The following is a 26,881-nucleotide window of genomic DNA, read 5'->3' on the forward strand; positions in this document are numbered from 1 at the left end:
ACGTCTTTCCCCAAATGCCATGTCTTTCCCGAAATTTGGGGCTTGGCCGATCTCGCCTTGGCCATAAATTGCAGGCACCATGGCCGGGTTTGAAATCGGGGCAGGGCGCGCAATGACGGTACGATACGGGGTTGGATCTGCCGTTGGAGCAGCGCTGCTGTTGACGATCGTTTCCGCCGCCCAGGCCGGCGATGCCGCCGCGCGGCGCATCATCGGCTTTTCCCCCGACGGCAAATATTTCGCCTTCGAGCAATATGGCGAGCTCGACGCTGCCGTTTCCGGCTGGTCGCAGATCGACATCATCGACACAAGCACAGACGAGTTCGTCGGCGGCAAGCCGATCCTTGTCCTCGACGAATCGGAAGAGGCGACCACGACGGTGGAGCAGGCACGGGCGCAGGCCGCAAAGCAGGCCGCGCCAATCCTGGCCAAATACGGCATCGCCGAGCGCGGCACGCGCACGGCCTCCGACAGGTTCACCTTCCCGGACGACACGGTCGAGTACAACGACATCCCCCGCCTCGAGCAGGCCGCGCAGAAATGGCTGTCGCCGTTCTATGGCGAAACACCGATTTCGACCATCCAGCTCGATGAGATCCTTGCCGACAGCAAGGAGGATTGCTCGGCAAGCTTTGATGACGCCAAGCCAAGCGACCAGGTTCTTCCGGGCGACAAGACACTTCAAGGGGGACAAGACGGGCAAGGCGCGCGGCTTCCGCCTGTCGCTGCAGGGGCAGGACGGCAAGCCGTTCAAGGTATTGCACGAGGACAAGGCTGTGCCGGGCTCGCGCAACTGCCCGACCTCCTACAGCCTGTCGGAATCCTACGAATACGCCCCGCCCGGCAGGCCGGCGGTACTGGCCGTGCTGGTGCAGCGCTTCAGCCAGCGCTTCGAAGGACGCGACCGCCGCTTCATCGCCGTAACCGGCCAGGCACGCTAAGCCGCGGCCCCTCTTGTGGCAGGCAGAAAAAGCTCATGCGCCCGGAGAAAGCAGGGCGTTCGTGTCGGATATCAGTCTTAAAGCGGCAAGGCCGCCAGCATCAGCCCGACGCCACCCGCAATCAATATGGCGGCTGCCAACGCTTTTCGATGACGTTCGAACGCGGTCGGCGCCCGCTCCCAATTGTAACGCATACCCAATGCTCTCCCAAAACCCCGCGACTCCATAGCCTACTTTAGGTAAGAAAAGCAAGACCTTGACCCTGCGAGATAGCCGGCTTGACGGCTTGCGGCGGTGATTACCAGCTGCAATCACCGACTATTTCTGGGGTGCTTCCCTGTTCTCAGGCTCTGAATGATGTGGAAGTTACCACAATCTGAAATTGGATGTCTCCATTAGGCTTCGGTTGCCTGTGTCGTGAGGATGGTGGCGTTGCCGGATTGCCACAGAACGGTCAGGCCGGCCTGTTCTCCCTCTCGTCCACGCAATGGACAGACCCGCATCGCCGCGCTATCTGCTCTCCAGGAAAATGGTGGAGGGGCTCCATGGCCCAAATCGGTTCTGAAATGGTTCTGCGGCTGGCGGACGACGCCTCGGTCCAGCATGTCGGCGATGGCGCCGTCGTGCTCTTGGCGCGCAGCGGCCAGCTTTACACCTGCAACGGCACCACCGAAGCCTTTCTCGACAAGGTGGACGGCGCCCGCAGCCTTGACCAGATCGTCGTCCTGTTGTCTGACGAGTTCGAGGTCGACAAGGGCACGCTCGACCAGGACATGGCGGCGCTGGCCGCCGAACTGGTGAGCGAAGGCATTCTCGCCGACCCGGCTCCCTGATGGTGGACGGCGTTCTCCTGCGCGCTTTGTTTCGTGTCCATTTATGGGCAAGCGCGCGGCTGATGCCGATCCTGGTCGGCCGCCGCAGCTTCGAATCGGTGCTGAAATGGGCGCCGCTCAGCGCACCCACCCCTTATCGCGGCCTGTCGTCAGCCTACATTGTCGCTGCCGTCAACCGGACCGTTCGGCACCCCTGGCTGATGCGCGACCGCAGATGCCTGCGCGAGGGCCTGCTCGCCCACCGCTTCCTGCGCTTTGCCGGCTTCGATCCGGATCTGCGCTTCGGCGTCGATCCGAAGTCGATGCAGGCGCCGCGTATGTCTGCCCATTGCTGGGTCTGTCTCGATGGCCGCCCGGTGGTCTCGGACAGCCTCCCCGGCATGGTGCAGATCTATCGCCATCACGCCGATGCCGGAAAGGCGCACGCTGCTTGACCGGTCCGGCGACCACCTTCTGCTATGATCTCCAGGGCCAGGTCATCAGCATATCGGCCTCGCGGGCCGATCTCTGGCCGAGCTTCGACCTCTTGCTCGGCACGTTGCGCGTGAGCGGGCCGGTCGAGCCCGATTTCCGCGTCGACATCGTCGAGACGCGGGAGTTACCGGAATCGCCTGCCGGAAAACTCGCTTTCGACGGCGAGGTGCCGGAGGACGGCCATTGCCGGCTGATCGACGGTGGCGGCACCGTTCATCTGGTCTTTCCCGGCCTGCAGACCGTCTCGATCAATGCCGATGGAGGCTGGGCCGAGATACGAGTTCATCCCGATGCCAAGGTCAAATGGACGGTGCTGATGATGGTGCTGGATGCAGCACTTGATGCCGGCGACCAGCACATGCTGCACACCGCCGGCCTGACATTGCCCGGCCGCGAGGCGCTCGTGCTGATCTATGCGCCGAGCGGCACCGGCAAGTCGACGACGTCGCTGGCGCTGGCGTCGCAAGGTTTCGGCCTGTGCTCGGATGACGCCATGATCCTCAAGGTTTTGGCCGGTGGCGGCATCACGGCCTGGGGCTTGCCGCGCAAGGTGAAGGTCCACCGCCACACCGCGGCAATGCTGCCCTTCGTGGCCCCTTGCCTTGGCGACAAATGGGACGCCAATGGCGAGCAGGCCGTCTCGCTGGAACGTCTCGCCGAGATCATCCGCATCGAGGAAACTGTCGGCAGACCGGTTGCGGCACTGTTTCATCTCGCCCGCTCGGCGGACGCGCAAACCCGGCTCGTGCCCATGACCAGGACAGACGCCATGGTGGCGCTTGCCACCGACAATGTTAGGACCGGCATGACCGGCCTTTTGCCGGCGCAGAGGCGCCGCATGGCAACCATCGCAACGCTGGTCAAAGCCGTCCCGACATTTACCCTGGAAGTCGGCGCGAACCCGGCCGAGGCGGCCCCGCTGATCCGCTCGGCGCTGGCGGCGCGGGACTAAAGCACACTTCAGGCAGAATGCGGCTTTGGCCTGGCGAGGCGCTGGATCCAGCGGAAGGCGTCGCGGCGCAGGCGCGAATGCATCTTGTCCCTGGAATTGACGCCGAGCAGCGTATCGCCGGTGATCAGCCATTTGGCCAAAAATATCGAGAGGTCGGGCTTGATGCGGTCGGCCAGTTCGATCGCGCGCGGTGCATCAAACAGCCGCCCCGTCACATTGAGAACCGTCGCCAGCTCAAGCTCGATGCCGCTCATGCGCGCCGCCTCGAACAGCCGCTCCTCATCCGCGGGCGACCGCAGCGCGCGCACCCCCTGCAGCACATCGACGCAAAGCTGCAGCCGGTGGAACTTGTGCCCGCCCGCGGCATGGACAATGGCGATGGTCAGCAGCGCGGCCGGCGTGTCGGCCTCGCTGCCGTCGATGATCTGCAATTCGCGAAAGCCCAGCGACAGCCGCCGCCGCATGCCGGAATCATGCACCAGGTTGCCGTGCAGTTCGATCAGCAGGCTGGTATTCTCCTTCTCCAGCCACTTGAACTCCTGCAGATCCTGCGACTGCGCCTCGCCGCTCCAGAGCTCGAAGCCGCATCCGGCAATCACCGTGTTGGCTTCAATGATGCTGGCCGGCTCGACCAGAATGTCGATGTCGGTGAACGGCCGGTCAGCGGCGTGGCGGTAAAGTTTGCGTGCGAAGACCGGACCCTTGACGATGCGGGCCGGAACATTTTTCGCCGCCAATGCCTTCATGATGCGGTCGCCATGATATTGCAGCAGCATCGATTGGCCGGTCGCCAGCGTCGAGCGATCACGCAGTTCCGACAGCTTTTGCCGCAAGGCTGCGTCCGCAGGCAGTTGGGCGTCGCCGATCTCGCTGAGCTTGCGCAGCATGATCGGCAGCACGCCGTGGAACTCGGCATTGGCGAGCAGTGCCAGCAAGCTTTCGGCAGCAACGTCACGGCCAATGGCAACCGTCGCCTCCGGGTCGGCGAAGGTCAGCAGCAGTTTTTCATCGGCAGGCGCAAGAGATGGCAGCATCAAACCCGGATTGCGTTCGCCCACATCAGCAATTCCCGTCCGGAATTGCGTCAAACAACCAACTCAGAGGAGCGTATGTTGCAGAAAAGCATGCATGAAGCCAGCGTGTGGTGGCAGAACCAGCTCATGAATTGACTTTCCACGGTTTCGGTCCATTCTTTTGCACTTGACTGAAAAGGGTGTTTGGAATGGCCAAGAAAAACTATGAAGCGCCCGTGCTGCGCAAGGCAGGAAAGTTGTCCAGCGTGGTGGCCGGGCCGTCGCTGCCGATACCGCGATAAGACTTCTACGGCTTCGGTTTGGATGAAGCCGGAGCGGTCGGCCGCAAGGCAAGCCGCGCTGCAGGCGGGCAATCTGTCGGCGTGACTGCGGGTAACGGTCCGTCCGGTCCCGCAGGCTAAGGCAAGTTCATAAGCCGCCTGTTCGGGATATGGGCAAGGCCCCTCCGTTACAGTCCCCAGCGCAGCGCGGCTGTGTGCACCGGCGCGTCCCACATTGACGTTGCCTCGTCATCCAGCATGGTCAGCGTGATCGAGCAGCCGGCCATGTCGAGCGATGTCACGTAGGACCCGACCAGCGAGCGGGTCACCGTCACGCCCTGTTTTTCGAAGATGTTTCGGGCGCTGTTGTACATCAGATAGAGCTCCATCAGCGGCGTGCCGCCAAAGCCGTTGATGAACAACAGTGCCGGGCCTTTCGCCCTGTCGCCGAGATCGCCCAGGATCGCGGCGCAAATCTCTTCGGCGATCGCATCGGCGCTTTTCAACGTGTCGCGACGCCGGCCGGGCTCGCCATGAATGCCGACGCCGAATTCCATCTCGCCATCGCCAATCTCGAAGGTCGGCCTGCCGGCCGCCGGCACCGTGCAACTGGTCAGCGCCACGCCCATCGAACGCGTCGCGCTGTTGATGCGACCGCCGAGCGCCTTGAGATCCGCCAGCGCCATGCCTTGCTCGGCGGCGGCGCCGACGATCTTCTCCACCACCAGCGTGCCGGCGACGCCGCGCCGGCCGGTCGTAAAGGACGAATTCTCGACGGCGACGTCATCATTGATCACCACCTGCAGGACGCCGTCGGCCATTTCGCCGGCCATGTCGAAATTCATCACGTCGCCTTCATAGTTCTTGACGATGAACAGGCAGCCGGCGCCGGTATCGACGGCGGCGGCCGCCGCCAGTATCTGGTCCGGCGTTGGCGAGGTGAAGACCTGGCCGGGGCAGGCGGCGTCCAGCATGCCGTGACCGACAAAGCCGGCATGCAACGGCTCGTGGCCGGAACCGCCGCCCGAGATCAGCGCCACCTTCCCCGGCTTCATCACCTTGCGGCGAATGAATTTGTGCTCCTCGCCCAGCACCAGGATGTCGGCATGAACTGCAACGAAGCCGTTGAGGCTTTCGGTCAGCACCGTGTCGACGGAATTCATAAACTTCTTCATGTGTCCTCCCGACACAACACGATCAGCCACCACTCCTGCCGGTGATGCTGGTGATCTTCTGGATGAATTCGTTGATCGCCTTGTCGAGCGCTGCATTCTGCTTGTCGTCGCCGAAATCGGGCACGATCAGCGAGACATGCCGGGTCTTGCGCATGCCTGCCGCAACCGACATCTTGCCGGGATGCGCCAGATGATAGGCAGCCAGAAACTGATCGCGCTCGGCCGGACTGAAATGGCAGACCGAAAAAATAGCCGGCAGATGTTTTGACGGGATCGGGGTCGAATAGGCCGCGCTGGAAATCTGGGTGACGAAGCTGCGGTGCTTGCCAAGCGCGTCGGCAAGGCGTTGTCGCATACCCGACGGTCGCTGGTCGATGACCTGCGACAGGATCGTCTTGTAGGCGCGGATCGCCTCTTCGGAGCCGGCTTCTGGTGTCTTGTCGGCCATCTCAGTCATCCTAGACCGATGCATCCGAGATGGCCGCCTTGGCCATGGCGAGTTGGGCGGGAGCCACCGAGAGATCCCGCAGGCCGGCCTCGAGCAGTGCCGGGATCGATGCCGGATCGCCGCCGGCATCGCCGCACAGGCTGACTGGGATTTTCGCGCGCAGGCCAAAAGCGGCAACCGAGCCGATCAGCCGCAACACGGCGGGATGGCGGACAGAATTAAGATGCGCCACGGCTGCGTTATCGCGGGCAGCCGCCATTACATATTGGGTCAGATCGTTCGAACCGATCGAGAAGAAGGCGACATCGGCGAACGCCTCCGGCGCGATCGCCACCGAAGGCACCTCGACCATGATGCCGAGCGGCGGCATTTTTTGCGCGATGCCGCGCGCGGCAAGCCCGGCCTGCTCCTCCACGAACAGAGCGGCGGCGCGTTGGTATTCCTCCGCGACGGCGATCATCGGAAACATCACCTTCAGATTGCCGTGCACCGCCGCGCGCAGCAGCGCCCGGATCTGTACGCGAAACACCTCCGGCCTTGCCAGCGACAGCCTGATGCCACGCAGCCCGAGGAACGGGTTGCTCTCCTCGACGGTGAAGCCCGGCACCGGCTTGTCGCCGCCGGCGTCGACGGTACGGATGGTCACCGGCTTGTCGCCTGCCCATTCCAGCACCTTGCGATAGGCCTGGTATTGCGTCTCCTCGTCCGGCGGCGCCTTGCCGAACAGGAATTCGGTGCGCATCAGCCCGACCCCGTCGCAGGTCGAAATGTCGATGCCGTCGACCTCGGACGGATCGGCGATGTTGACCTGCACGCGCACTGTCGTCCCGGCCCGGGTTACCGCCGGTTTCGCGAGATAGACTCCGGCCTTGTCTCGATGTGCCACAAACGAGGACGAGGACCGGTGGAACGCTTCGATCTCGGTCGTGGTCGGCGAAAGCACGATACCGCCATGCTCCGCATCGAGCAGAGCCAGACCGACGGGATTAGCCGGCGAAGCGCCAAGCCCCACCACCATCGGCACGCCGCGCGAGCGCGCCAGCATGGCGACGTGGCTGGCGGCGCTGCCGGCCCTCAGCGCGATGCCGCCGCCGGTGCTCCAGTCGGTCTCGAGAAAGCGCGTCGGCGCGATGTCCTCGCCATAGAGAATGGCGCCCGCTGGTGGAGCGCTCTCCTGCTCCTCGGTAAGGGCGCGCAGCACGCGGTCGCGGATATCGCTGATATCGGCGGCGCGAGCCCGGAAATAGTCCTGGTCTGACGTTTCGTAGCCGGAGATCTCGGCGTCCAGCGCCTGTCGCCAGGCCATGTCAGCCGGCATGCCGGACGCGATCGCGGCAAAAGCCGGGCCGGTCAGGGCATCGTCCTCAAGCATGGCGAGCTGGAATTCGAGAATGCCGGCGGCCTCCTCATCGGCGGTTTCAATCAGGGTCGCGAGCCGGTCAGCCGAACTGGCGATAGCTGCTTCCAATGCAGCCTTTTCCTCGCCGGCTGTCGCCTTCCGTGAGTAGTGCGCGGTGCCGTTGTCGAGATTGAACAGCGGCCCCTCGGCGTAGCCGGCGGAGGCCGAAATGCCTTGCAGCCTAAGCGGTTCGGGCATGGCCCGCGCCTTCGTCGAAATCGCGCCGCACCAGCTCGACCAGCGCTCTCACGGCATCATCGGCGCCGTCGCCTGTGGCCCGGATGTGCAGCATGGTGCCTTTCGGCGCCCTGGCCGCCATCACCTTGACGATGCTCTTGGCGTCGAACCATGGGCCGTTGGCAGAAAGCGCAATCTCCACCTCGGCCGCAAAGCTCTTGGCAAGCTTGGTGAACTTCACCGAAGGGCGCGCATGCAGACCCACCTCGTGGGTGATCAGGACGGTCGCTTCGGCAAAGGCGGACATCAGGTCAAAATTCCCGTTCACTCACGACGGCGACAATTCATGCGCCGTCGCCACCACTTCCTTCAGCGAGGCGCCGCCGGAGGACTCGGTCGCCGCCATCACCGCGCCTTCGACGATCGGCGCGTTGCAGACGATGATCTTCTGCGCCCGCGGCTCGCCGATCATTTCCACCGCCATTTCCGAATTGGTCTCGGCGCCGCCGAGATCGACCAGTATGGCGACGCCCGCCTCCGACCACGCCTTGTCGATGGCGCCTATGATCGCTTCGACGCTGGTGCCGAGCCCGCCATGGCCGTTTCCGCCGCACCATGCAAGCGGCACTTCGTCGCCCACCATCTGCCGCACCATGTCGGCCGTGCCTTCGGCAACCAGCGGGGAATGCGAGACGATGACGATGCCGACATTGCTCATGCTTGGCCCTCGACGGTTTCGGCGACGGTCCGCACCAGCAGCGCCACAGAGCGTCCGCCGGCATCCATATGACCGATTGAGCGGTCGCCGAGGAATGAGGCGCGACCGCGTGTTGCCTTCATCGGCACGGTCGCCTCGGCAGCCATGTCGGCGATATCTGCAATTTCCATGGCCGTCTTTCCTTCGACCAACGCGTCCTGCACAGGTTGCAGCACATCGAGCATGGTCTTTTGACCGACCTGGGATTTGCCTCTGGCGGCCACAGCTTCGATTGCCTTGCCGAAAGCAGCCGCCAGATTGGCACGATCCGGCTCTCCCGAAATCTCCTTGCCCAGCGCCAGGAACAATGTACCGAAGAGCGGCCCGGATGCACCGCCAACCGTCATCACCAGCTTGGTGCCGATCGCCTTCAGCGCCTCGGGCAGCGGCTTGGCCGAAAACGCCTCGGCATCGGCACGCAAGGCCTCAAACCCGCGCTTCATGTTCAGCCCATGGTCACCGTCGCCGATCGCCTGGTCGAGCGCGGTCAACTCTTCCGAGTGAGCGGCGATCGTGTCCGCGGCGGCGGTGATCAGCCTGGCAAGGTCGAACGCTGCCATGTCCAGATTCCCGGTTTCGATCCTGCCGGCAGTATCGCAAGAGTTTTCATTCGACAATCTAAGCATGCCGTCAGGCCGTTGCATGCAGCGCGGCGGCCGCGAACACTTCGGCCACGGCATGGGCGCCAGGGTCGACTACGCCCTGCAATTTGGTGCCGACATAGGCGGAGCGCCCGGCCTTCGCCTTCTCCATGGCCGCGGTCGCCTCGGCGCCGTGCCGTGCCGCTGTAGCCGCGGCATCCAGCCCCTTGGCATCGAGCGCCTTCAGCCCCGGCTCCAAGGCATCGACCATGGTGCGGTCGCCGACCCTGGCGCCGCCATAGAAGGTCATCCGGTCAAGCCCGGCAAGCAGCGCCTTGGACAGGGTTGCTCCGCCGTTCGAAGCCTGAGCCGCCGCCGTGAAGAAGATCGACAGCAAGACGCCTGAGGAGCCGCCCATTGCGACGCCCAGACTATCGCCTATAGCCGCAAGCGTGGCGGCAGGGTCGGCCAGCGGCAGCGCATCGAGCCGTTCCAGCACGCTGCGCGCGCCGGTCGCAACCGTCGAACCGGTATCGCCATCGCCCGCCTTGGCGTCGAGCCCGTTCAGTGTCTCTTCGAGCGCGATCAGCCGTTCGCAGACCGTGATGATCAAACGCCTGGTGCCGGAATCCTGGCTGGCCCTTTGGGCTGCGCTGTTTCCAGCCGCTTTCGCCATAGGCACGATAGCCGGCGCGACGACGGTTTTGGCCGGCATCCAGGCATGTGGGCCGACAGGCGCCAGCAAGGCTGCCTCGCGCGCCGCATCGAGCTTGATAAGCGACAGCGAAAAACCGTTCATGTTGAGCGCCGTCATCAGCGGTCCGGGGCCGATCGCAAGCTTCACGGTCTTGGCCAGCGGCGAGGCCAGCACGGCATTGGCGACCAGCGACATTTCGAGCGGCGGCACCGAGCCGAGATTGTTGATGAGCAACGCGTGGCTGGCGTTCGGGTCGAGCCGCGCGGCCAGCCGCTCCGCCATGATCGCCACAAGTCTGTCGGCGCTCTGCACGGCGATGCGCTCGACGCCCGGCTCGCCATGGATGCCGAGGCCGAGTTCGCCGTCATTTTCGCCGAACCGCTCTTCATGTGGCTGGCCGGGGATCGAGCAGGACGACAGCGACATGCCGAGCGAGATGATGTCCTTCGCCGCCGCGCGAGCCGCTGTCGCGATCGCCGTCAGACCGCTTCCCGTCTCCGACAAATGGCCTGATATCTTGTGCACGAACAAGGTGCCGGCGACGCCGCGCGGCTGGTTGATATCGGGCAAGGCAATGTCGTCGGCGACGATCGCCATCTCGACGCGAAACCCCTCGGCGCGCGCCTTCTCGGCCGCGAGGCCGAAATTGAGGCGGTCGCCGGTGTAGTTCTTGACGATCAGCAGGCAGCCAGCCGGGCCGGTCACCGCGCGAATGGCCGCCAGGACCGCCTCGACGCTGGGCGAGGCAAAGATCTCGCCCGAGACCGCCGCCGTCAGCATGCCCTTGCCGACAAACCCGGCATGCGACGGCTCGTGCCCGGCACCGCCGCCGGAGACGACCGCAACCTTTGCCTTGTCCCAGTCGGCGCGCAGCACGACCTTGATCTCGGGATAGCCGTCGAGGCGGGCGAGATCGCCGGAACCGATAGTCCGCAACAGCCCGTCCAGCGCCTCGGTGACGATCGTTTCCCTGCGGTTGAAAAAGTGCTTCATCGAATTCGTCCTGTATTCGTCAATCAGAAGCCGGTGCCGTGCCCTTGGCGAGACACCGAAAACCTCACATCAGTCTTTGTCCGTCGGCGCCGAAATAAAGTGGCGAGCGGTAGCGGATCACCACTTTGTCGCCCTCGGCCAGATCCGTATCGGGGTCGGTGAGCGTCACCAGTTTCTTCGGGCCGACCGTAACATGCAGATGGTTCTGGTCCCCGAGATGTTCGACCCAGTCGACGACGCCGTCGGCATGGCCGCTTGCGGTCTTCTCGATCGACAGATGCTCGGTGCGCGCGCCGATGGTCTTGGTTCCGGTCGGCGCCCCACCATCAGGCAGCAGCCCGGCCGGCATCAGGTTGATCGCCGGCTGGCCGAGGCGGGCCGCGACATGAAGGTTGGCCGGCTCCGAATAGATTGTGCGCGGCGTGCCGATCTGCACCAGCACGCCGTCATTGAGGATGCCGATGCGATCGGCCATGGTCATCGCCTCGATCTGGTCGTGCGTGACATAGAGCATGGTGGCGCCGAGTTCGGCCTGGATGCGCTTGAGTTCGAGCCTGAGATCGGCGCGCAATTTGGCATCCAGCGACGACAGCGGTTCGTCCATCAGATAGATCGACGGTTTGCGCACCAACGCTCGGCCGATGGCGACGCGCTGCATCTCGCCGCCCGACAGCTTGGTCGAGCGGTTGGCGAGCTTGTGGTGGATGCGCACCATCTTTGCCACCTCTTCGACGCGGCGGCGAATCTGGTCCTCCGGTACTTTCCGCGCCGGCGAGCGCAGCGGGAAGGCGAGGTTGTCGTAGACTGACAGATGCGGGTAGAGCGAATATTGCTGGAAGACGAAAGCGGTGTCGCGCTCGGCCGGCGACAGCGTCGTCGCATCGTGGTCGCCAATATGGATCGTGCCGCCATCCGGCCGCTCCAGTCCGGCGATCAATCTCAGCGTCGTCGTCTTGCCGGCGCCGGTCGGGCCGAGCAGCACGACGAATTCGCCATCGGCGATGCTAAGGTCGAGGCCATCGACGGCGACATGGTCGCCGAAGCTTTTGGTCACGCCCTTGATGTGCACGTCAGCCATGCTGCGCTCTCCCTTGAGAGGCGGTATCGTGGATCGCGGTGCGCACCGCCCGACCCGAGCCCTTGTCGAACAGCGACAGCCGCGCGCTGTTCAACGTTAGCCCGACATGATCGCCGGCAGCGAGCCGGATTTCGGCCGGCACCCGCGCCTTGATGATGCCGTCCGCCGTCTCCACCGCCACGATCTGCGTCGTGCCGAGATATTCGGTGCCGTAGATGGTGCCGCGCAGTTTCGACGCATCGTCGAAACGGATGTGCTCGGGACGGATGCCGAGCGCCATGTCGGCGGGCGCAATTTCCTCGCGCACTTCCGGCACCGCCACCTTGGCGCCCTGGACGACGATTTCCTTCGCCCCCTTCGCCAGCCCGCCACCGAAGCCCAGGAAATTCATCGGCGGCGAGCCGATGAAGTCGGCGACGAACATGGTTGCCGGGCGGTCGTAGATTTCGCGCGGGCTGCCGAACTGTTCGATGACGCCATGGTTCATGACGGCGATCTTGTCGGCCATCGACATCGCTTCCATCTGGTCGTGCGTGACATAGACGGTGGTGGCGTGGATGCGGTTGTGCAGCTCGCGCAGCTCATGCACCATCAGATCGCGGAATTCGGTGTCGAGCGTGCCGAGCGGCTCGTCCATCAGGAAGCATTTTGGCCGTCGCACGATGGCGCGACCGAGCGCCACGCGCTGGCGGTCACCGCCGGCAAGGCCCGAGACCGATTTGTTGAGCAGATGGTCGATGCGCAGCAGCTTCGCCGTTTCCTCGACACGGCTTCGAATCTCGGCCGAGGGCATGCCTTGCGCGAGAAGCGGGAAGCCGATGTTCTTGCGCACGTTCATATGCGGATAGAGCGCGAACAGCTGGAAGACGAAGGCGATGTCGCGTTCGCGCGCCCGGCGCATGGTGACGTCCTCGCCGCCGAGCAGGATCTGGCCGCCGGTCGGCAATTCGAGGCCGGCGACCATGCGCAGCGTCGTCGTCTTGCCGCAGCCCGAGGGACCAAGCATGACGAAGAACTCGCCATCCTCGACGATGAAGCTGGAATCCTGCACGGCGACGAAATCGCCGAAGGCCTTCCTCAAATGTTGGACGCGGATTTCGGCCATGATTATTTCGGGAATTTCGAGACGATGATGAACATCACTGTGCCGGCGAGCATGGTGATGAAGGAGTAGGTGTAGAGCGCGAGCGCGAAAGGCTGGAACAGCATCAGGAAGCCGACGGCGATGAGCGCCGTCGCAATGTTTTCCATGAGGCGGCGCCGGGCCCAGCGAGGCCAGGATGACTTTTTGGAGATGGCTGGGCGCGTCATGCGTAGCTGCCTTCCTTCTGCCCGGCAACGGGGCGAGACGGTTGCCAGGTGGTTCCCCCACTCCGTCGCTGCTTCGCAGCGCCACCTCTCCCCCCTCCGGAGGGAGAGGAAGGCAGCCTGCCTGAATGAAGTTCGCGTCCTTCCTCTACCCCGTCGATCGGGGGAGAGGTGTCGAGCGAAGCTCGACGGAGTGGGGGTCGACTTGACACACCAATCATTTGCGTACCGCGCCGAAGGTGATGCCGCGCAGCAATTGTTTGCGAAGCAGGATGGTGAAGACCAGGATCGGCACCAGGAAGATCGTCGTGCCGGCCGCCACCGCCGGCCAGTCCTGGCCGCCTTCGCCGATGATAGTCGGGATGAAGGGCGGTGCGGTTTGCGCCGTGCCGGAGGTGAGCAGTGCCGCGAAGGCATATTCGTTCCAGGCGAAGATCAGGCAGAAGATGGCGGTCGCGGCGATGCCGGTGGTGGCTTGCGGCAGCACGGTGCGCCAGAAGGCCTGCAGCCTGGTGTAGCCGTCGATCATCGCCGCTTCCTCATACTCGCGCGGGATCTCGTCGATGAAGCCTTTCAGCAGCCACACCGCCAGCGACACGTTTACCGCCGTGTAGAGCAGGATCATGCCCAGCGCGGTGTCGGACAGGCCGAGCTCGCGGTACATCAGGTAGATGGGAATCGCGACCGCGATCGGCGGCATGAAGCGCGTCGACAGGATGAAGAACAGAAGGTCGTCGGCCAGCGGCACCTTGAAGCGCGAGAAACCGTAGGCCGAGAGCGTGCCGAGGAAGACCGCGCAGAAGGTCGAGCCGAAGGCGATTATCAGCGAATTGACGAAGCGCGGCAGGAAATTGGACGGGCCGGCAATCACCATGTTGCGCTTGCGCGAGGTCTCGTCGCAGAAACCGGTCGCGGGTCCGAGCGAGTTGATGTAGTCGGGCGTTTGCCTGGTGCGCGTCGTGAACAGGTTGCAATAGCCCTCGATGCTCGGCTGGAACAGAATCTTGGGCGGATAGGCGATCGAATCCGGCGGCGTCTTGAAGCTGGTGGCGAAGATCCACAGCAGCGGCACGATCGAGATCAGCGCGTAGAGCACGATGATCGTGCCGGCGATCCGCTTCGAATTGGCCGAGGGGGCGACGACGGAGTGGGCGGTGGTCAGGCTCATCTCTGCTTCACCTTGTTCAGCGCCTTGACGTAGATGTTGGCCAGCCCAAACACCGCGACGAACAGGATGATGGCGAAGGCCGAGGAATATCCGGTGCGCCAGCTCTCGAAGGCCTGCCGCTTCAGCGTGATCGAGGCGACCTCGGTGGTCGAGCCCGGCCCGCCACCGGTCAGCAGGTTGACCATGTCGAACATCTTGAAGTTCTCGATGCCGCGAAACAGGACCGCCAGCATGATGAAGGGCAGCGCCATGGGCAGCGTGATCGACCAGAACTGCCGCCAGTTGGACGCGCGGTCGACCTCGGCGGCTTCATAGATGTATTCGGGGATGGAGCGCAGGCCGGCGAGACAGATCAGCATGACATAGGGCGTCCACATCCAGGTGTCGACGATGATGATCGACCACGGCGCCAGCGACACGTTGGACAGCATCTGGATGTCGGTCGGTGGTATCCGGGTGACGAACGAGATGGCGTAGGCGAACAGGCCGATCTGCGGCTCGTAGAGGAAACGCCAGAAATTGCCGACCACCGCCGGCGACAGCATCATCGGCACCAGGATGATGGTCGTCCAGAAGGCGTGGCCGCGAAACTTCCTGTCGATCAGCCATGCCAGCGTGAAACCGATCAGCGTCTGCAGCAGGATCGTCCAGAACACGAAATGCGCCGTCGTCTGCATGGCGATCCAGATGTCCTGGTCGCCGAGGATGCGCTGGTAGTTGGCGAAGCCGAGGTTTTTCACCACCTCGTTCGGGCGGTTCGCGCGGAAGTTGGTGAAGGACAGGTAGATCGCCCAGAACAGCGGGAAGATGTTGATGGCCAAGAGCAACAGGATCGTCGGCGAGATGAACAGCCAGGCGAGGCCCTTGTCGCTGATCCCCCGGACCTTGCGGGCCAACGGCTCCGGGGTCGCCCGGGCAACGTTCTCCGCAGTCCGATTGAGCATGGTGAGTCCTGCTTCGGTCACGTCAAGTCTCGACACTGGAATTTATCTGAACTGCGTCCCGTGCCAAGGGCAGCACGGGACCAAGAGCATGATGCCGAAAAGTGTGAAGCGGTTTTCGGACGACATCATGCTCTCTCTCTTTTTAGCCCTGAGGCGGATGATTTCTGATCGATTCGGCCTGAAAATCATCCGCCTCTGGGGTCAGGCTCGGGAGGAGCCGTTGGTCCGGTTACATCTTGCCGTCGTCCTGGAACACTTGCGTCCAGTCCTTGACCAGGCCGTCAAGCGCGTCCTTGGCCGAACCCTGGCCGGCAACGACATAGTCGTGGAAGCGCTTCTGCGACGCCTGCAGCAGCGGTGCGTAGCTCGGCTCGGCCCAGAAGTCCTTCACGATCGCCATCGAGTCGAGGAAGGTCTGTGCATAGGGCTGGCTGGACGGGAAGGCCGGGTCCTTGACCACCGCGTTCAGGCAGGAATAGCCACCGAGCGACCACCATTTGGCCTGCACATCCTTGTTGGCGAACCACTTGATGTACTTCAGCGCCGATTCCTGCTTGTCTGAATAGGACACGACCGAAATGCCCTGGCCGCCAAGCTGCGCAAACTGGGCGCCGCCGGGACCCTTCGGATTGACGAAGTAGCCGATCTTGTCACCGCCGACATTCTCGTCCTTCTGCAGGCCGGGCCAGGTGAAGGCGAAGTTCATGTGCATGGCCACCTGACCGGATTTGAAGGCGTCGACGCCTTCGCCCATATAGCTGTTCGAGGCACCCGGAGGCGTGCAGCAATCGTAGAGCGACTTGTAGAACTCCAGGCCTTTGACCGCGTCTGGCGAATTGACGAAGCCTTCCATCTCGTAGGGCTTCTTGGGGTTTTCATACTGGAAGCCGTAGCTGTAGAGCACGTCCATGGCGCCCATGGTGATGCCTTCCGAGCCACGCTCGGTGTAGATCGAAGCGCCATAGACGGTCTTGCCGTCGATCTCGCGCTTCTGGAAGAACTCGGCGACCTGCTTCAGCTGGTCGAAGGTGGTCGGTGGGCCGAGGTCCCAACCATATTTTTCCTTGAATTCCTTCTGCAGTTCCGGCTTGGAGAACCAGTCCTTGCGGTAGGTCCAGCCGACGACGTCGCCCATGGCCGGCAGCGCCCAGTAGTTCGGCGTGTTCTTCGGCCATTCGGAATAGCCGACGACTGTTGCCGGCACGAAGTCGTCCATGCTGATCTTCTCCTTGTCGAAGAAGTCGTTCAGCTTGACGTAGTGGCCGTTCTCGGCCGAGCCGCCGATCCACTGGCTGTCGCCGATGATCAGGTCGCAAAGTTTGCCGTGCGAGTTGAGCTCGTTGAGGAAGCGGTCGGCATAGTTGGTCCACGGCACGAATTCGAATTTCATGCCGATGCCGGTTTCCTTGGTAAAATCCTTGGACAGTTCGACCAGCGCGTTTGCCGGATCCCAGGCGGCCCAGCAAAGCGTCAGGTCTTCAGCGTGCGCCGCGTTCGAGACGGCTGTCGACGCGGTAATCGCCGAGGCCAGCCCCAACGCCAGTTTCAAGCTCGATTTCATGCCTTCCTCCCATTTGCGAAACGCGCCCGGATGGCCGTTTCAAGAACCCCTCAACCCTCGCTCCTCCGAGGGGCTAAACACGGCGCGCTATGCGTCGCCAGGGCGGCGCGGTGCGCCGCAGATGTTTAGTAATTTGTTTAGTGATGCAATTTTTACTAAACAAGGCAAGCGAATTCGTCGCTGCGCCGCAACATGGCGAAACGGCGATTGAAATCGTTGGGAAATGATTGCCGGACGGCTCGCCCGGAAGTTGCTTAGCCGGGGTCGCCTATAATTTTCGTCTGCGGCGTCACCGGCCGAACAGGGGGCGCGGGCGGCAGCAGCGCGCGGATGTCGGCGAAGGGAAATGTCGGCTCGAATCGGAAGGCCTCGGCCAGGGAGCCGGGAACGCTGTTGCATTGCCCGGCGCGAAACTCATTCTGGACGCGCGCTCTGTCGACATATTGCTCCGGCCACTGCGACTGGTGCGCTCGGATCGCCTGCGTCTTGATATCGCCGTAGGCGGAAATGTCGACGTAATGCGTCGGCGCAAAGCCGGTGCCGCCCATCGTGTCGGCATGCAGCACGGGGACGCCGAACGAGGCCGCGATGCGCACGCCGTCCGACAAAGCACGATGGTCGGCGTGATAGTCGTTGGGGGCATGCGTGATAACCAGATCCGCCGCGGTCTCGCGTATCAGCGCTTTCAGCGAAGCGATCAGTGCCGCATCAGCCACCAGTTCGCCGTCGGGAAAGTCGAGAAAGCGAAGGGTTGCGCCGAGCAGCGCCGCAGCGGCCGCCGCCTCGTCGCGGCGGACACGAGCCAAAACGCTCGGGTCGCCCATGCCGCCCCTGGCGCCATCCGTGGCCACGGCAAAAGTCAGTTCTGCGCCTTGCGTGGCATAGGCAGCCAGCGTACCGAACATGAATATCTCGATGTCGTCGGGATGCGCGCCGAGCGCCAATACCTTCACTGCACTCTCCCCGGAAATGGAAAAACGTGACGAACGGAATCCTGCTCGCCCTCATCGCCTATGCAAGCTATTCGTGCAGCGATGCCGTTATCAAGAGCCTTGGCGGACAGTTCACCGTCTTCGAGATCGGCTTCTTCATCACGCTGTTTGCCGGCTGCTTCCTGTTTTTCAGCCGCCCAGTCGATGAGCGCTGGCGCGACTTCTGGCGCACCGGGCGGCCATGGGCGGTGCAGGCCCGCGCCTGGGCCGGCATCGCCTCGGGCGTGCTCAGCGTCTACGCCTTCACCACCATTCCGCTGGCCGAGACCTATGCACTGATCTTCCTGGCGCCGCTTTGCGTTACCATTCTCTCGACCGTCATCCTGAAAGAAAAGGTCGGTCCATGGCGCTGGCTGGCGGTGGTTGCCGGCTTTGCAGGTGTCATGCTGGTGGTGCGGCCAGGTTTTCGCGAGTTGCATCTCGGACACCTTGCCGCCTTCACGGTGGCCTTCCTTGCCGCGGCGAGCGTCATCCTGATGCGGTCGCTCGCCCAGCAGGAAAAGCGCACCACCATGCTCGGCGTGCTCATCGGTTACGGGCTGCTGTTCAACGGGGCCGGCACCATCGCCACATCGTTCACCCTCCCCAACGCCATGCAGCTGCTGTGGCTGGTGCTGGGCGGCGCCTTTACCGCCGGCGGCCAATTGCTGCAGCTGCTGGCCGCCAAACACGCACCGGCCAACCGCATCGCGCCGACGCATTATTCGCAGATCGTCTGGGCGGTGATCCTCGGTGCGTTGTTCTTCCAGGAGTATCCGGACTGGATATCGCTGGTCGGCTTGGCCGTCGTTGGCGCGTCCGGCCTGCTCACCATGGTGCGCGAGGAGGTGCGGCTGGGCACGGTGCGCTGGAACCCGTTTGCGCGCACGAGGCTTTGATCCGGTTGCATGGCCATAGTGACCGCTGATATGCGGACGCAATGACGACGAGATCCTTGCCGGAGCTTCCGGTATCCGCCGTGCTGCCGGCCCTGAGCCAGGCGCTCGGCTCCGGCAACAGCGCCGTCCTGGTGGCGCCGCCCGGCGCCGGCAAGACGACGCTGGTGCCGCTGGCGCTGCTCGATGCGCCCTGGCTGGTCGCCGGCAAGATCGTCCTGCTCGAACCGCGCCGCCTCGCCGCCCGCGCCGCCGCCCGCCGCATGGCGGAATTGCTTGGCGAAGAGCCCGGCGCCACCGTCGGCTATGCCCTGCGCATGGAAAACCGCACGTCGGCACGGACCAGAATTCTCGTCGTTACCGAAGGCGTGCTGGCGCGCATGATCCTCGACGATCCGGAGTTGCCCGGCGTCTCGGCGGTGATTTTCGACGAATTCCACGAGCGCTCGCTCGACGGCGATTTCGGCCTGGCGCTGGCGCTCGACGTGCAGGGCGCGCTGCGGCCGGATTTGCGGCTGCTGGTGATGTCGGCAACGCTCGATGGCGCGCGCGTCGCGAAACTCCTGTCCGGCGCCCCGGTGATCGAAAGCCAAGGCCGCGCCTTTCCCGTCGACATCCGTTACGACGAACGGCCGGCCGGCGTTCCCGTCGAAGACACCATGGCCAAGGCTATCCGCTCCACCCTTGCCGAGGAGAGCGGCAGCGTGCTCGCCTTCCTGCCGGGACAGCGCGAGATCGAGCGCACCGCCGAGCGGCTGCAGGGCCGCCTCGGCGCCGACACCGACATCGTGCCGCTCTACGGCCAGCTCGACAACAGGGCGCAGGATGCCGCCATCAAACCGGCGCCGCCCGGCCGCCGCAAGGTGGTGCTGGCGACGTCGATCGCCGAGACCTCGATCACCATCGACGGCGTGCGCGTCGTCATCGATTCCGGCCTGTCGCGGCTGCCACGATACGAACCGGCGAGCGGCCTGACGCGGCTGGAGACGGTGCGTGTCTCCAGGGCGTCGGCCGATCAGCGTGCCGGCCGCGCCGGGCGTACACAGCCAGGCGTCGCCATCCGCCTGTGGCGGGCCGAGCAGACGGCGGCCCTTCCCGCCTTCACCCCACCCGAGATTCTCGAAGCCGACCTGTCCGGCCTACTGCTCGATTGCGCCGCCTTCGGCGTCGCCGATCCCGCAAGCCTGTCCTTCCTCGATCCGCCGCCCATTCCCGCGCTCAACGAGGCGCGGGCGCTGCTCCTGGCGCTGCACGCCATCGATGCGGCCGGCCGGCTGACGGAGGCGGGCGGCGCGATGCGCAAGCTGGCCCTGCCCGTGCGGCTCGCACACATGGTCGCTGAAGCCGCTGGCGGCGGCCACGCGCTCGAGGCTGCGATGCTAGCCGTCCTGCTCACCGAGCGTGGTCTCGGCGGCGACGGCGCCGACCTCGAACGGCGGCTCATCCGTTTTCGCACTGAGAAGTCGCCGCGCGCCGTTGGGGCAAGGCAGCTGGCCGAGCGGCTGGCGAAGCAGGCGGGCGGCGCCAAGAGCAGCGAAGCCGCTTCTGCCGGTCTTTTGCTCATCCACGCCTGGCCGGACCGCGTCGCCAGGGCGCGCGGCGAGCGCGGGCGTTTCGTGCTCGCCAACGGCTCCGGCGCCATGCTCGAAGCCGCCGATCCGCTGGCCGGTGAGACCTGGCTGGTCGTCGCCGATCTGCAAGGCAAGGCGCAAAACGCCCGTATAACCGCCGCGGCCGCGGTCCACGAGACCGACATCCGTGCCGCTCTCGCCGACAGGATCGAGACGCGCCGCGAGACAAGCTTCGACCGCGAGCGGCGCGCGGTGCGCGTGCGCGAGACCGCCAGGCTCGGCGCCATCACTTTGTCGGAGCGCATGCTGCCCGCACCAACTGGAACAGACGCCGACCGCGCCATCCTGGATGCCTTGCGCGAGCACGGCCTGTCGCTGCTGGAATGGAGCAAGGACGGCGAGACGCTGCGCCAACGGCTTGGCTGGCTGCATCGCGGCCTAGGCGCGCCTTGGCCCGATGTTTCGGAAGTCGCCCTGCTCGAACGCCTCGACGACTGGCTGCTGCCGTTCCTGTCGGGCAAGGCGTCCTTCGCCGCCATCGACCCCGGCACGCTGTCATTGGGCCTGATGGCGCTGGTGCCGCATGATTTGCAGCGCAAGATCGGCACACTGGCGCCGACCCATTTCGACGCGCCGTCCGGCAGCCATGTGCCGATCCGCTATGACGGCGAATGGCCGGTGCTGGCGATCCGCGTGCAGGAACTATTCGGCCTTGACCGCCATCCGGCAATCGCCAACGGCACCGTGCCGCTGACGCTCGAGCTGTTGTCGCCGGCGCACCGGCCAATCCAGACGACGCGCGACCTGCCCGGCTTCTGGCGCGGCTCCTGGGCCGATGTGCGCACCGACATGCGCGGCCGCTATCCCCGCCATGTCTGGCCGGAAAATCCGCTGCTCGCTGCGGCCACCGCCCGCGCCAAACCGCGAGGGACCTAGCGCTCGTCCTTTCCCGGCTATAATCCTTGGCCATGATCAACATCCTGCACGCGCCAGACTTCCAGCAAAGCCAGCGGCTGCGCCTCAACACGCTGATCCGGCTGCGCTGGCTGGCCATTGTCGGCCAGAGCCTGACGGTGCTGGTCGTCGCCTATGGGCTCAAATTCCCGCTGCCGGTCAGCCTCTGCTTCGCGCTGGTCGCCTGCTCGGCCTGGCTCAACCTGGTGCTGACCTTCCGCTATCCGGCAGCGCACCGGCTGACCCCGTTCTCAGCCTTTTTCATCCTGACCTTCGACAGCCTGCAGCTTGCCGGCCTGCTCTATTTGACCGGCGGCCTCACCAACCCGTTCTCGGTGCTGATGACCGTGCCCGTCGTCATCTCGGCGGCGTCGCTGCCGCTCCGGCTGACTGCGGTGCTCGGCGCGCTGGTCATGGCGGCGGCCACGTTGCTGGTCTTCTTCCACCAGCCGCTGCCATGGTATGAGGGCGCGCCGCTGCCCATGCCGTTCATCTATGTCGCCGGGATATGGATGGCGGTGTTTTCCTCGATCGCCTTCACCGCCATCTATGCCTTCCGCGTCGCCGAGGAAGCTCGCCTGCTCGCCAATGCGCTTGCCGCCACCGAACTGGTGTTGCAGCGCGAGCAGCATCTGTCGGCGCTCGATGGCCTCGCCGCCGCCGCCGCGCACGAACTCGGCACGCCGCTCGCCACCATCGCCCTTGTCTCCAAGGAAATGGAGAAGGCGCTGGGTAACGATCCGAAATATGGTGAGGATGTGAAGCTGTTGCGGTCGCAGAGCGAGCGCTGCCGCGAGATCCTGAAGCGGCTGACCAGCCTGTCCTCCGAGGGCGAGGCGCATCTGTCGCGTCTGCCGCTGACCTCGCTGGTCGAGGAGGTGACGGCGCCGCACCGCGATTTCGGCATCTCGATCAAGCTTCGGCCGGGCGAGCGCGTCGGCCCCGAACCGGTGGGACGGCGCAACCCCGGCGTCATCTACGGCCTCGGCAATCTGGTCGAGAACGCCGTCGACTTCGCCCGCAAGACCGTCACCGTGCGCTGGAGCTGGGACGAGCTCGACGTCACCTTCTCGATCATCGACGACGGGCCGGGCTTTCCGCCCGAAATCATCGATCGCATCGGCGAGCCCTATATGTCGACACGCCAGGGCAACGAGGCCGGCGGTGGCCTGGGTCTCGGGCTGTTCATCGCCAAGACCTTGCTCGAACGCTCCGGCGCCACGCTCGATTTCCGCAATTCGAGCGGACTGGGCGAAGGCGCGATCGTGCAGATATCGTGGCCGCGCACGGTCTTCCTCAACCCGGAATCGGTAGGGATCTCGATGTTCGACACCGCGTAAAAGCCTTGGCGGAGGCGGCAAAATTGGACAATGGCGTTCAGGAACTATATCTGCGTAAAATTAAGGCAGCAGGATTTTTTGAGATAATGACTGGCGAAGAAGCAATTGGCGCAATGGTCGAAGGCGAGGACACCTCGCTGCTCATCGTCGACGACGACAAGCCGTTCCTGACGCGGCTGGCCCGCGCCATGGAAACCAGGGGTTTCGTGGTCGAGACGGCCGAGAGCGTCGAGGAGGCAGTGGCCAAGGCGCGCGCCCACCCGCCGGCCTATGCGGTGGTCGACATGCGGCTTGGCGACGGCAACGGCCTCGACGTCGTCGCCGCCATCCGCGAGAAGCGCGACGATGCCCGCACCGTCATCCTCACCGGCTACGGCAACATCGCCACCGCGGTGACCGCGGTGAAGCTCGGCGCCATCGACTATCTGTCGAAGCCGGCTGACGCCGACGACGTGTTTGCAGCGCTCACCCGCACCGCCGGCGAGCGCGCCCCCCCCCCGGAAAATCCGATGTCGGCCGACCGCGTGCGCTGGGAACACATCCAGCGCGTCTACGAAATGTGCGACCGCAACGTGTCGGAAACCGCGCGCCGGCTCAACATGCATCGCCGCACGCTGCAGCGCATACTCGCCAAGCGCGCACCACGCTGAGGTTCACGCGCCGGTGGCGCCGGCCGCCAATTGCCGAACCTCAGCGCTGCCCCTCACCTGCCTGCCGGCATCCTCTCCCCGTATAGAGACGGGGGAGAGGGGCGCTCTCATCGCCGGTTTCGCCAATCGCCGGCGTTGCAGGAGACGACGGCGAGGCTGAAGCTGCCTCTTTCTCCCCGTCGCTATGTGGGGAGTTGAGGAATGGTCCGCGAAGCGGACGAAAAGCCAAACTGCTTGGCTTTTCGAATGACGAACGTCCGGCAGGACAATGAGGGGCGGCGCCAACGCTGGAAACAGTTGCGCTTGCCGTGCCATCGACCTTTGCCCATCATCGGCAATAACGCCGCCGGAAAACCCGGCAACGGAGCACAGATGCGCGACAAGCAGCCGAAATCCATCCTTCGCGAATTCCTCGATGGCGAGGCGGCGGGCGGCATCATCCTGATGGTTGCGGCAGCCCTTGCGCTGATCGTCGCCAATTCACCATTGGCCGAAACCTATTTCGCCGCTCTCCACGCCTATCTCGGCCCGCTCAGCGTGTCGCACTGGATCAATGATGGGCTGATGGCGGTGTTCTTCCTGCTGGTCGGCCTCGAGATCAAGCGCGAGATGCTCGACGGTCAGCTCTCGACCTGGCCGCGCCGCGTGCTGCCGGGCGTCGCCGCCGCCAGCGGCATGCTGGTTCCCGCGCTGGTCTATGTCGCCATCAACCGCAACAACGCCGCCGCGCTCTCCGGCTGGGCGATCCCGACCGCCACCGATATCGCCTTTGCGCTCGGCGTACTGTCGCTCGGCAACCGCGTGCCGGCGTCGCTCAAGATATTTCTCACCGCGCTCGCCATCATCGACGATCTCGGCGCCGTCATCATCATCGCCATCTTCTACACAAGCGGCCTGTCGCTGGCCTATCTCGGTGCGGCCTTCGCCGTCATCGCGGTGCTCATCGTGCTCAACCGCATGCGGGTGACGAGGCTGACGCCCTACCTCGTGCTCGGCGCCGTGCTGTGGGTGCTGGTCCTGAAATCGGGCGTGCATGCCACGCTGGCCGGCGTCGCGCTGGCGCTCACCATTCCGCTGAAAATCTCTGCCGGCAGCGGCCACGATCTCGACCATTCGCCGTTGCACCGGCTCGAACACGGCCTGCACAAGATCGTGCCCTTCTTCGTCATCCCGATCTTCGGCTTTGCCAATGCCGGCGTGTCGCTGGCCGGCCTCAGCGCCGCAGTCCTGGTCGAGCCGTTGACGCTCGGCGTTGCCGCCGGCCTGGTGCTGGGCAAGCTGGTCGGCGTCTTCGGCTCCTCGGCGCTCGCGATCCGGCTCGGCTTCGCCGACCTGCCGGTCAATGCCGGCTTGCTGCACATGGTCGGCATCTCGCTGCTCTGCGGCATCGGCTTCACCATGAGCCTGTTCATCGGCCTGCTTGCCTTCGCCGGCGACGTGGCGCTGCAGGATGCCGTCAAGGTCGGCATCCTGGCGGGGTCGTTCATTGCGGCGTTGCTGGGTGCCGCCGTGCTCCTGATGGCGCCGGCGGCAGGGGTGGAGGAGGAGGTGGAGTAGGTGTTCTTGGGTTCCTCGCCCCCGCAAAGCGGCATAGGCGCTAAGATAGGTATTGCCCTGCGGAATCGGGTGTGATTCTACACTGCGATGACACACGAATCGCTTGTTGATGACGGCTGGGCCGAGACGATTGAGCTTCTGGGCGGCGAAGAGTTGATCGCAGCAAGTGCCCGCGAGACGAAGGCGTTCCTGCGCCCGCGCGGCGTCAGGTCGGCGAGCGACCTGTTGCGCCTGACACTGGCTTACTGCCTTGGCAAGGTTGGCATGCGGGGCGTCGTGGCCTGGGCGGCGGCGAGCGGGATAGCCGACATTTCGGACGTGGCGTTGCTTGGCCGGCTGCGCAATGCAGGACCATGGCTGCAGCAGTTGATTGGGCACCTTTTGAAGCGCGAGGATGCAGGTTTGGCCAAAGGCCGACTGATCCGCATCCTCGATGCGACAGCGGTTGCCAAGGCCGGTGCGTATGAGAAGAAGAACAATGGTCTTTGGCGCATGCACTGCGCCTTTGAGCTTGAGCGCGAGCAGTTCGACTTCATCGAGATCACCGACCAGAGCGAGGCCGAGCTGATCGACCGCGTGCCGGTGGTGGCGGGCGAGATCCGCATCGGTGACCGCGCCTATCTGCAGGCCGAGCGGATCGCCAAGGTGATGGCGCAAGGCGGCGATGTTGTTGTGCGCGCGTCGTGGAAAAACGCGCGATGGCTCGACGCCAACGGCAGGGCGTTCGATCTCATCGGCTACCTGGAGAGCTGCCGGGAGGAAGTCTGCGAAACGCCTGCCCGGCTGGCACTCAAGAAGGGCGAGCCTGTGAAGATGCGCCTGATCGCCTTGCGCAAATCCGAGGCCGCGGCACAAGAAGCGCGGCGCAAAATCAACAAGGAAGCCAGGGCCAAGGGCAACAAGGTTCAACCGCAGACGCTGATTGCGGCCGGCTTCGTCCTGCTTGTGACCTCGCTTGACCGGGAGGAGTTTCCCGCCGATACGGTCCTCAAGCTCTACCGCATGCGCTGGCGCATCGAACTCGCCTTCAAGCGCCTGAAGAGCCTGATCGGGCTGCGCTCTCCTCCCGCCAAAGACCCAAGGATCGCAAGGCCTTGGATCCTTGCACACTTCCTCATCGCGCTCGTGACCGAACCCCTCTCGCAGGAGTTGGGTGTCTCTCCCCCTTGAGCGACGGGCGCCCGCTGCTGTGGCGCGCCACCCGCCAGATCGTCGCCTCTCTGATCGCGACCATCTTTACTCAACCTTCCTTGGCGGCCCTGCGCCAAAATCTCCATGCCTTGCGATATCGCTGGCGCGAACCACCACGAAAGCGCAAGTTTCAGTCCATGCCAAAGCTATCTTAGCGCCTATGCGCAAAGCGGGGCGAGGAACTTGAGCTTCGTCTACTCGCTCTCTCCCGCCAGCGCCGGCACCGCCACACCCGCCAGCTCCGCCGCCAGCAGCCGCGCCGCACCCGCCCGTGCAATGCGCAGCATCAGCGCCTTGCGCGTTGCTGCGGCCATGCGGTGCTCGGGCGCATCGCGCAGAATCTCGGCGCCGTAGCCGTCGGAGAGGATGAAGCCGCATTCCTCGGGGAAGATCTCCGATGGCACGCCCGGATGGGTGGCGAAGAAGAAGCGGTCGGAGTGCAGCCGGTAATCAGGCCATTTGCGGTCGACGCGAAAATCCTCGATCGAGGATTTGATCTCGATGATCCAGATGTCGCCCTGCCTGGTCAGCGCCACAAGGTCGGCGCGCCGCCCGGTGGCCAGCGACAGTTCGGGCAGCACATGCGTGCCCATTTGCATAAGCAGCCGCTGCACGCCACGCCGCACCAGCATGGCGCGTTCCGACTGGCGGCCATCGATCAGGGGATTGAGGAGAATCGGCGAAATGATCGGCATGGCACCCACCATGCCAGATTTTGTTCACGGTTTGAACCTATGCTTGGGCAAAATCCCGATTGACAAATTCGGCCAGATAGGAATATAATCCTGCTACGATTGATGATCCGAGAGGCATGTCACGTCATGGGCCAGGCGCTACGGGAAGTACTGCGGACAATACTGCGTTGGATCGAATCTCTGATCGGTGTCATCTCCGCGTTTGTGAGAAGCGGGATGGCCGAAAAGGTCCTGAAGTCTCGGATGAGCGAGGTCCGGCCGCTTATGTCACTGCCC

General features: G+C 64.4%; 26 protein-coding genes and 1 pseudogene. 11 read left to right on the forward strand and 16 right to left on the reverse strand.

Annotated features, from left to right (window positions below; all coding sequences use genetic code 11):
- Positions 1–112 precede the first annotated feature (112 nt).
- The 5 genes and pseudogenes from ACYG9Z_RS17130 to ACYG9Z_RS17150 form a co-directional block, all read left to right on the forward strand.
- Positions 113–397, forward strand: a pseudogene (locus tag ACYG9Z_RS17130) (DUF2259 domain-containing protein); the annotation flags it as partial.
- A 238-nt stretch (positions 398–635) separates the two neighbouring features.
- Positions 636–941 carry a DUF2259 domain-containing protein gene (locus ACYG9Z_RS17135; protein ID WP_023752393.1) on the forward strand — a complete coding sequence of 102 codons (306 nt, stop codon included), beginning with the start codon at positions 636–638 and terminating at the stop codon, positions 939–941.
- Between the two features lie 545 nt (positions 942–1,486).
- Positions 1,487–1,774 carry a PqqD family protein gene (locus tag ACYG9Z_RS17140; RefSeq protein ID WP_023684213.1) on the forward strand — a complete coding sequence of 96 codons (288 nt, stop codon included), beginning with the start codon at positions 1,487–1,489 and terminating at the stop codon, positions 1,772–1,774.
- The gene (locus ACYG9Z_RS17145; RefSeq protein WP_023745211.1) at positions 1,774–2,208 is read left to right on the forward strand and encodes a lasso peptide biosynthesis B2 protein; all 435 of its coding nucleotides are present in this window, start codon (positions 1,774–1,776) and stop codon (positions 2,206–2,208) included. Before ACYG9Z_RS17140 ends, ACYG9Z_RS17145 begins: the two co-directional genes overlap by 1 nt.
- Entirely contained in the window at positions 2,205–3,200 is a 996-nt protein-coding gene (locus ACYG9Z_RS17150) for a phosphoenolpyruvate carboxykinase (ATP) (RefSeq protein WP_023752392.1), read from the forward strand. Before ACYG9Z_RS17145 ends, ACYG9Z_RS17150 begins: the two co-directional genes overlap by 4 nt.
- An 8-nt stretch (positions 3,201–3,208) precedes the next feature.
- Here the strand turns inward: ACYG9Z_RS17150 and ACYG9Z_RS17155 are convergent, their stop codons facing one another.
- The 15 genes from ACYG9Z_RS17155 to ACYG9Z_RS17225 all read right to left on the reverse strand — a co-directional run bounded on the left by ACYG9Z_RS17155 (position 3,209) and on the right by ACYG9Z_RS17225 (position 17,733).
- Positions 3,209–4,234, reverse strand: a complete 1,026-nt coding sequence (locus ACYG9Z_RS17155; protein WP_023752391.1) for a nucleotidyltransferase family protein — start codon at positions 4,232–4,234, stop codon at positions 3,209–3,211.
- Positions 4,235–4,682: 448 nt separating this feature from the next.
- Positions 4,683–5,669 carry a dihydroxyacetone kinase subunit DhaK gene (dhaK, locus tag ACYG9Z_RS17160; RefSeq protein WP_023752389.1) on the reverse strand — a complete coding sequence of 329 codons (987 nt, stop codon included), beginning with the start codon at positions 5,667–5,669 and terminating at the stop codon, positions 4,683–4,685.
- 22 nt (positions 5,670–5,691) lie between these two features.
- Positions 5,692–6,117: a hypothetical protein gene (locus tag ACYG9Z_RS17165; protein WP_023668784.1), complete on the reverse strand. Its 426-nt coding sequence runs from the start codon at positions 6,115–6,117 to the stop codon at positions 5,692–5,694.
- A gap of 10 nt (positions 6,118–6,127) precedes the next feature.
- The gene (gene ptsP / locus ACYG9Z_RS17170; protein ID WP_023702322.1) at positions 6,128–7,714 is read right to left on the reverse strand and encodes a phosphoenolpyruvate--protein phosphotransferase; all 1,587 of its coding nucleotides are present in this window, start codon (positions 7,712–7,714) and stop codon (positions 6,128–6,130) included.
- A complete protein-coding gene (locus ACYG9Z_RS17175) occupies positions 7,698–8,000 on the reverse strand; it encodes an HPr family phosphocarrier protein (RefSeq protein ID WP_023729629.1) in 303 nt (100 codons plus the stop codon). Before ACYG9Z_RS17175 ends, ptsP begins: the two co-directional genes overlap by 17 nt.
- 21 nt (positions 8,001–8,021) lie before the next feature.
- Complete coding sequence (gene dhaM, locus ACYG9Z_RS17180; RefSeq protein WP_023668781.1) at positions 8,022–8,411, reverse strand: dihydroxyacetone kinase phosphoryl donor subunit DhaM; 390 nt, start codon at positions 8,409–8,411, stop codon at positions 8,022–8,024.
- Positions 8,408–9,010, reverse strand: coding sequence for a dihydroxyacetone kinase subunit DhaL (dhaL, locus tag ACYG9Z_RS17185; protein ID WP_023668780.1), 603 nt, complete (start codon positions 9,008–9,010; stop codon positions 8,408–8,410). Before dhaL ends, dhaM begins: the two co-directional genes overlap by 4 nt.
- Before the next feature lie 70 nt (positions 9,011–9,080).
- A complete protein-coding gene (locus ACYG9Z_RS17190) occupies positions 9,081–10,721 on the reverse strand; it encodes a dihydroxyacetone kinase subunit DhaK (RefSeq protein ID WP_023703564.1) in 1,641 nt (546 codons plus the stop codon).
- Positions 10,722–10,785: 64 nt separating this feature from the next.
- A complete protein-coding gene (locus tag ACYG9Z_RS17195) occupies positions 10,786–11,799 on the reverse strand; it encodes an ABC transporter ATP-binding protein (RefSeq protein WP_023752388.1) in 1,014 nt (337 codons plus the stop codon).
- Positions 11,792–12,904, reverse strand: coding sequence for an ABC transporter ATP-binding protein (locus tag ACYG9Z_RS17200; RefSeq protein WP_023752387.1), 1,113 nt, complete (start codon positions 12,902–12,904; stop codon positions 11,792–11,794). The genes ACYG9Z_RS17195 and ACYG9Z_RS17200 overlap by 8 nt, the downstream gene beginning before the upstream one ends.
- 2 nt (positions 12,905–12,906) lie before the next feature.
- The gene (locus ACYG9Z_RS17205) at positions 12,907–13,110 is read right to left on the reverse strand and encodes a hypothetical protein (RefSeq protein WP_023752386.1); all 204 of its coding nucleotides are present in this window, start codon (positions 13,108–13,110) and stop codon (positions 12,907–12,909) included.
- A 214-nt stretch (positions 13,111–13,324) separates the two neighbouring features.
- Positions 13,325–14,275, reverse strand: a complete 951-nt coding sequence (locus tag ACYG9Z_RS17210) for a carbohydrate ABC transporter permease (protein WP_023694180.1) — start codon at positions 14,273–14,275, stop codon at positions 13,325–13,327.
- Positions 14,272–15,219, reverse strand: coding sequence for a carbohydrate ABC transporter permease (locus ACYG9Z_RS17215; RefSeq protein WP_031198535.1), 948 nt, complete (start codon positions 15,217–15,219; stop codon positions 14,272–14,274). Before ACYG9Z_RS17215 ends, ACYG9Z_RS17210 begins: the two co-directional genes overlap by 4 nt.
- Positions 15,220–15,448: 229 nt before the next feature.
- The gene (locus ACYG9Z_RS17220; protein ID WP_023684201.1) at positions 15,449–16,780 is read right to left on the reverse strand and encodes an ABC transporter substrate-binding protein; all 1,332 of its coding nucleotides are present in this window, start codon (positions 16,778–16,780) and stop codon (positions 15,449–15,451) included.
- A 254-nt stretch (positions 16,781–17,034) separates the two neighbouring features.
- Positions 17,035–17,733, reverse strand: coding sequence for a PIG-L deacetylase family protein (locus ACYG9Z_RS17225; protein WP_023715560.1), 699 nt, complete (start codon positions 17,731–17,733; stop codon positions 17,035–17,037).
- Positions 17,734–17,759: 26 nt separating this feature from the next.
- Between ACYG9Z_RS17225 and ACYG9Z_RS17230 the strand changes: the two genes are divergently transcribed.
- The 6 genes from ACYG9Z_RS17230 to ACYG9Z_RS17255 all read left to right on the forward strand — a co-directional run bounded on the left by ACYG9Z_RS17230 (position 17,760) and on the right by ACYG9Z_RS17255 (position 25,889).
- Complete coding sequence (locus tag ACYG9Z_RS17230) at positions 17,760–18,650, forward strand: DMT family transporter (RefSeq protein WP_023684199.1); 891 nt, start codon at positions 17,760–17,762, stop codon at positions 18,648–18,650.
- Between the two features lie 41 nt (positions 18,651–18,691).
- Positions 18,692–21,154 (forward strand): ATP-dependent helicase HrpB, encoded by a 2,463-nt coding sequence (hrpB, locus tag ACYG9Z_RS17235; protein ID WP_460222836.1) that lies wholly within the window; start codon positions 18,692–18,694, stop codon positions 21,152–21,154.
- Positions 21,155–21,186: 32 nt separating this feature from the next.
- Positions 21,187–22,512 carry an ActS/PrrB/RegB family redox-sensitive histidine kinase gene (locus ACYG9Z_RS17240; protein WP_023685147.1) on the forward strand — a complete coding sequence of 442 codons (1,326 nt, stop codon included), beginning with the start codon at positions 21,187–21,189 and terminating at the stop codon, positions 22,510–22,512.
- An 86-nt stretch (positions 22,513–22,598) separates the two neighbouring features.
- A complete protein-coding gene (locus ACYG9Z_RS17245) occupies positions 22,599–23,162 on the forward strand; it encodes an ActR/PrrA/RegA family redox response regulator transcription factor (protein ID WP_023752384.1) in 564 nt (187 codons plus the stop codon).
- Positions 23,163–23,534: 372 nt separating this feature from the next.
- On the forward strand, positions 23,535–24,719 hold the full coding sequence (nhaA, locus tag ACYG9Z_RS17250) for a Na+/H+ antiporter NhaA (protein ID WP_023752383.1): 1,185 nt from the start codon (positions 23,535–23,537) through the stop codon (positions 24,717–24,719).
- Positions 24,720–24,806: 87 nt separating this feature from the next.
- The gene (locus ACYG9Z_RS17255; RefSeq protein ID WP_023752993.1) at positions 24,807–25,889 is read left to right on the forward strand and encodes a transposase; all 1,083 of its coding nucleotides are present in this window, start codon (positions 24,807–24,809) and stop codon (positions 25,887–25,889) included.
- A gap of 215 nt (positions 25,890–26,104) precedes the next feature.
- On the opposite strand, the gene ACYG9Z_RS17260 is transcribed toward ACYG9Z_RS17255, so the two are convergent.
- Positions 26,105–26,605 (reverse strand): MmcB family DNA repair protein, encoded by a 501-nt coding sequence (locus ACYG9Z_RS17260; RefSeq protein ID WP_023736193.1) that lies wholly within the window; start codon positions 26,603–26,605, stop codon positions 26,105–26,107.
- Positions 26,606–26,881: the final 276 nt, after the last annotated feature.

The organism is Mesorhizobium sp. RSR380A, from assembly GCF_054719385.1.

Bases quoted from the DNA above. Each gene is read 5' to 3' on its own strand.
- ACYG9Z_RS17205 (WP_023752386.1), bottom strand. From the start codon at position 13,110: ATGACGCGCCCAGCCATCTCCAAAAAGTCATCCTGGCCTCGCTGGGCC.
- ACYG9Z_RS17210 (WP_023694180.1), bottom strand. From the start codon at position 14,275: ATGAGCCTGACCACCGCCCACTCCGTCGTCGCCCCCTCGGCCAATTCG.
- ACYG9Z_RS17135 (WP_023752393.1), top strand. From the start codon at position 636: ATGACGCCAAGCCAAGCGACCAGGTTCTTCCGGGCGACAAGACACTTC.
- ACYG9Z_RS17240 (WP_023685147.1), top strand. From the start codon at position 21,187: ATGATCAACATCCTGCACGCGCCAGACTTCCAGCAAAGCCAGCGGCTG.
- dhaM (WP_023668781.1), bottom strand. From the start codon at position 8,411: ATGAGCAATGTCGGCATCGTCATCGTCTCGCATTCCCCGCTGGTTGCC.
- ACYG9Z_RS17245 (WP_023752384.1), top strand. From the start codon at position 22,599: ATGACTGGCGAAGAAGCAATTGGCGCAATGGTCGAAGGCGAGGACACC.
- ACYG9Z_RS17175 (WP_023729629.1), bottom strand. From the start codon at position 8,000: ATGTCCGCCTTTGCCGAAGCGACCGTCCTGATCACCCACGAGGTGGGT.
- dhaK (WP_023752389.1), bottom strand. From the start codon at position 5,669: ATGAAGAAGTTTATGAATTCCGTCGACACGGTGCTGACCGAAAGCCTC.
- ACYG9Z_RS17195 (WP_023752388.1), bottom strand. From the start codon at position 11,799: ATGGCTGACGTGCACATCAAGGGCGTGACCAAAAGCTTCGGCGACCAT.
- ptsP (WP_023702322.1), bottom strand. From the start codon at position 7,714: ATGCCCGAACCGCTTAGGCTGCAAGGCATTTCGGCCTCCGCCGGCTAC.
- ACYG9Z_RS17165 (WP_023668784.1), bottom strand. From the start codon at position 6,117: ATGGCCGACAAGACACCAGAAGCCGGCTCCGAAGAGGCGATCCGCGCC.
- nhaA (WP_023752383.1), top strand. From the start codon at position 23,535: ATGCGCGACAAGCAGCCGAAATCCATCCTTCGCGAATTCCTCGATGGC.
- dhaL (WP_023668780.1), bottom strand. From the start codon at position 9,010: ATGGCAGCGTTCGACCTTGCCAGGCTGATCACCGCCGCCGCGGACACG.
- ACYG9Z_RS17200 (WP_023752387.1), bottom strand. From the start codon at position 12,904: ATGGCCGAAATCCGCGTCCAACATTTGAGGAAGGCCTTCGGCGATTTC.
- ACYG9Z_RS17260 (WP_023736193.1), bottom strand. From the start codon at position 26,605: ATGCCGATCATTTCGCCGATTCTCCTCAATCCCCTGATCGATGGCCGC.
- ACYG9Z_RS17155 (WP_023752391.1), bottom strand. From the start codon at position 4,234: ATGCTGCCATCTCTTGCGCCTGCCGATGAAAAACTGCTGCTGACCTTC.
- ACYG9Z_RS17220 (WP_023684201.1), bottom strand. From the start codon at position 16,780: ATGAAATCGAGCTTGAAACTGGCGTTGGGGCTGGCCTCGGCGATTACC.
- hrpB (WP_460222836.1), top strand. From the start codon at position 18,692: ATGACGACGAGATCCTTGCCGGAGCTTCCGGTATCCGCCGTGCTGCCG.
- ACYG9Z_RS17215 (WP_031198535.1), bottom strand. From the start codon at position 15,219: ATGCTCAATCGGACTGCGGAGAACGTTGCCCGGGCGACCCCGGAGCCG.
- ACYG9Z_RS17190 (WP_023703564.1), bottom strand. From the start codon at position 10,721: ATGAAGCACTTTTTCAACCGCAGGGAAACGATCGTCACCGAGGCGCTG.
- ACYG9Z_RS17255 (WP_023752993.1), top strand. From the start codon at position 24,807: ATGACACACGAATCGCTTGTTGATGACGGCTGGGCCGAGACGATTGAG.
- ACYG9Z_RS17140 (WP_023684213.1), top strand. From the start codon at position 1,487: ATGGCCCAAATCGGTTCTGAAATGGTTCTGCGGCTGGCGGACGACGCC.
- ACYG9Z_RS17145 (WP_023745211.1), top strand. From the start codon at position 1,774: ATGGTGGACGGCGTTCTCCTGCGCGCTTTGTTTCGTGTCCATTTATGG.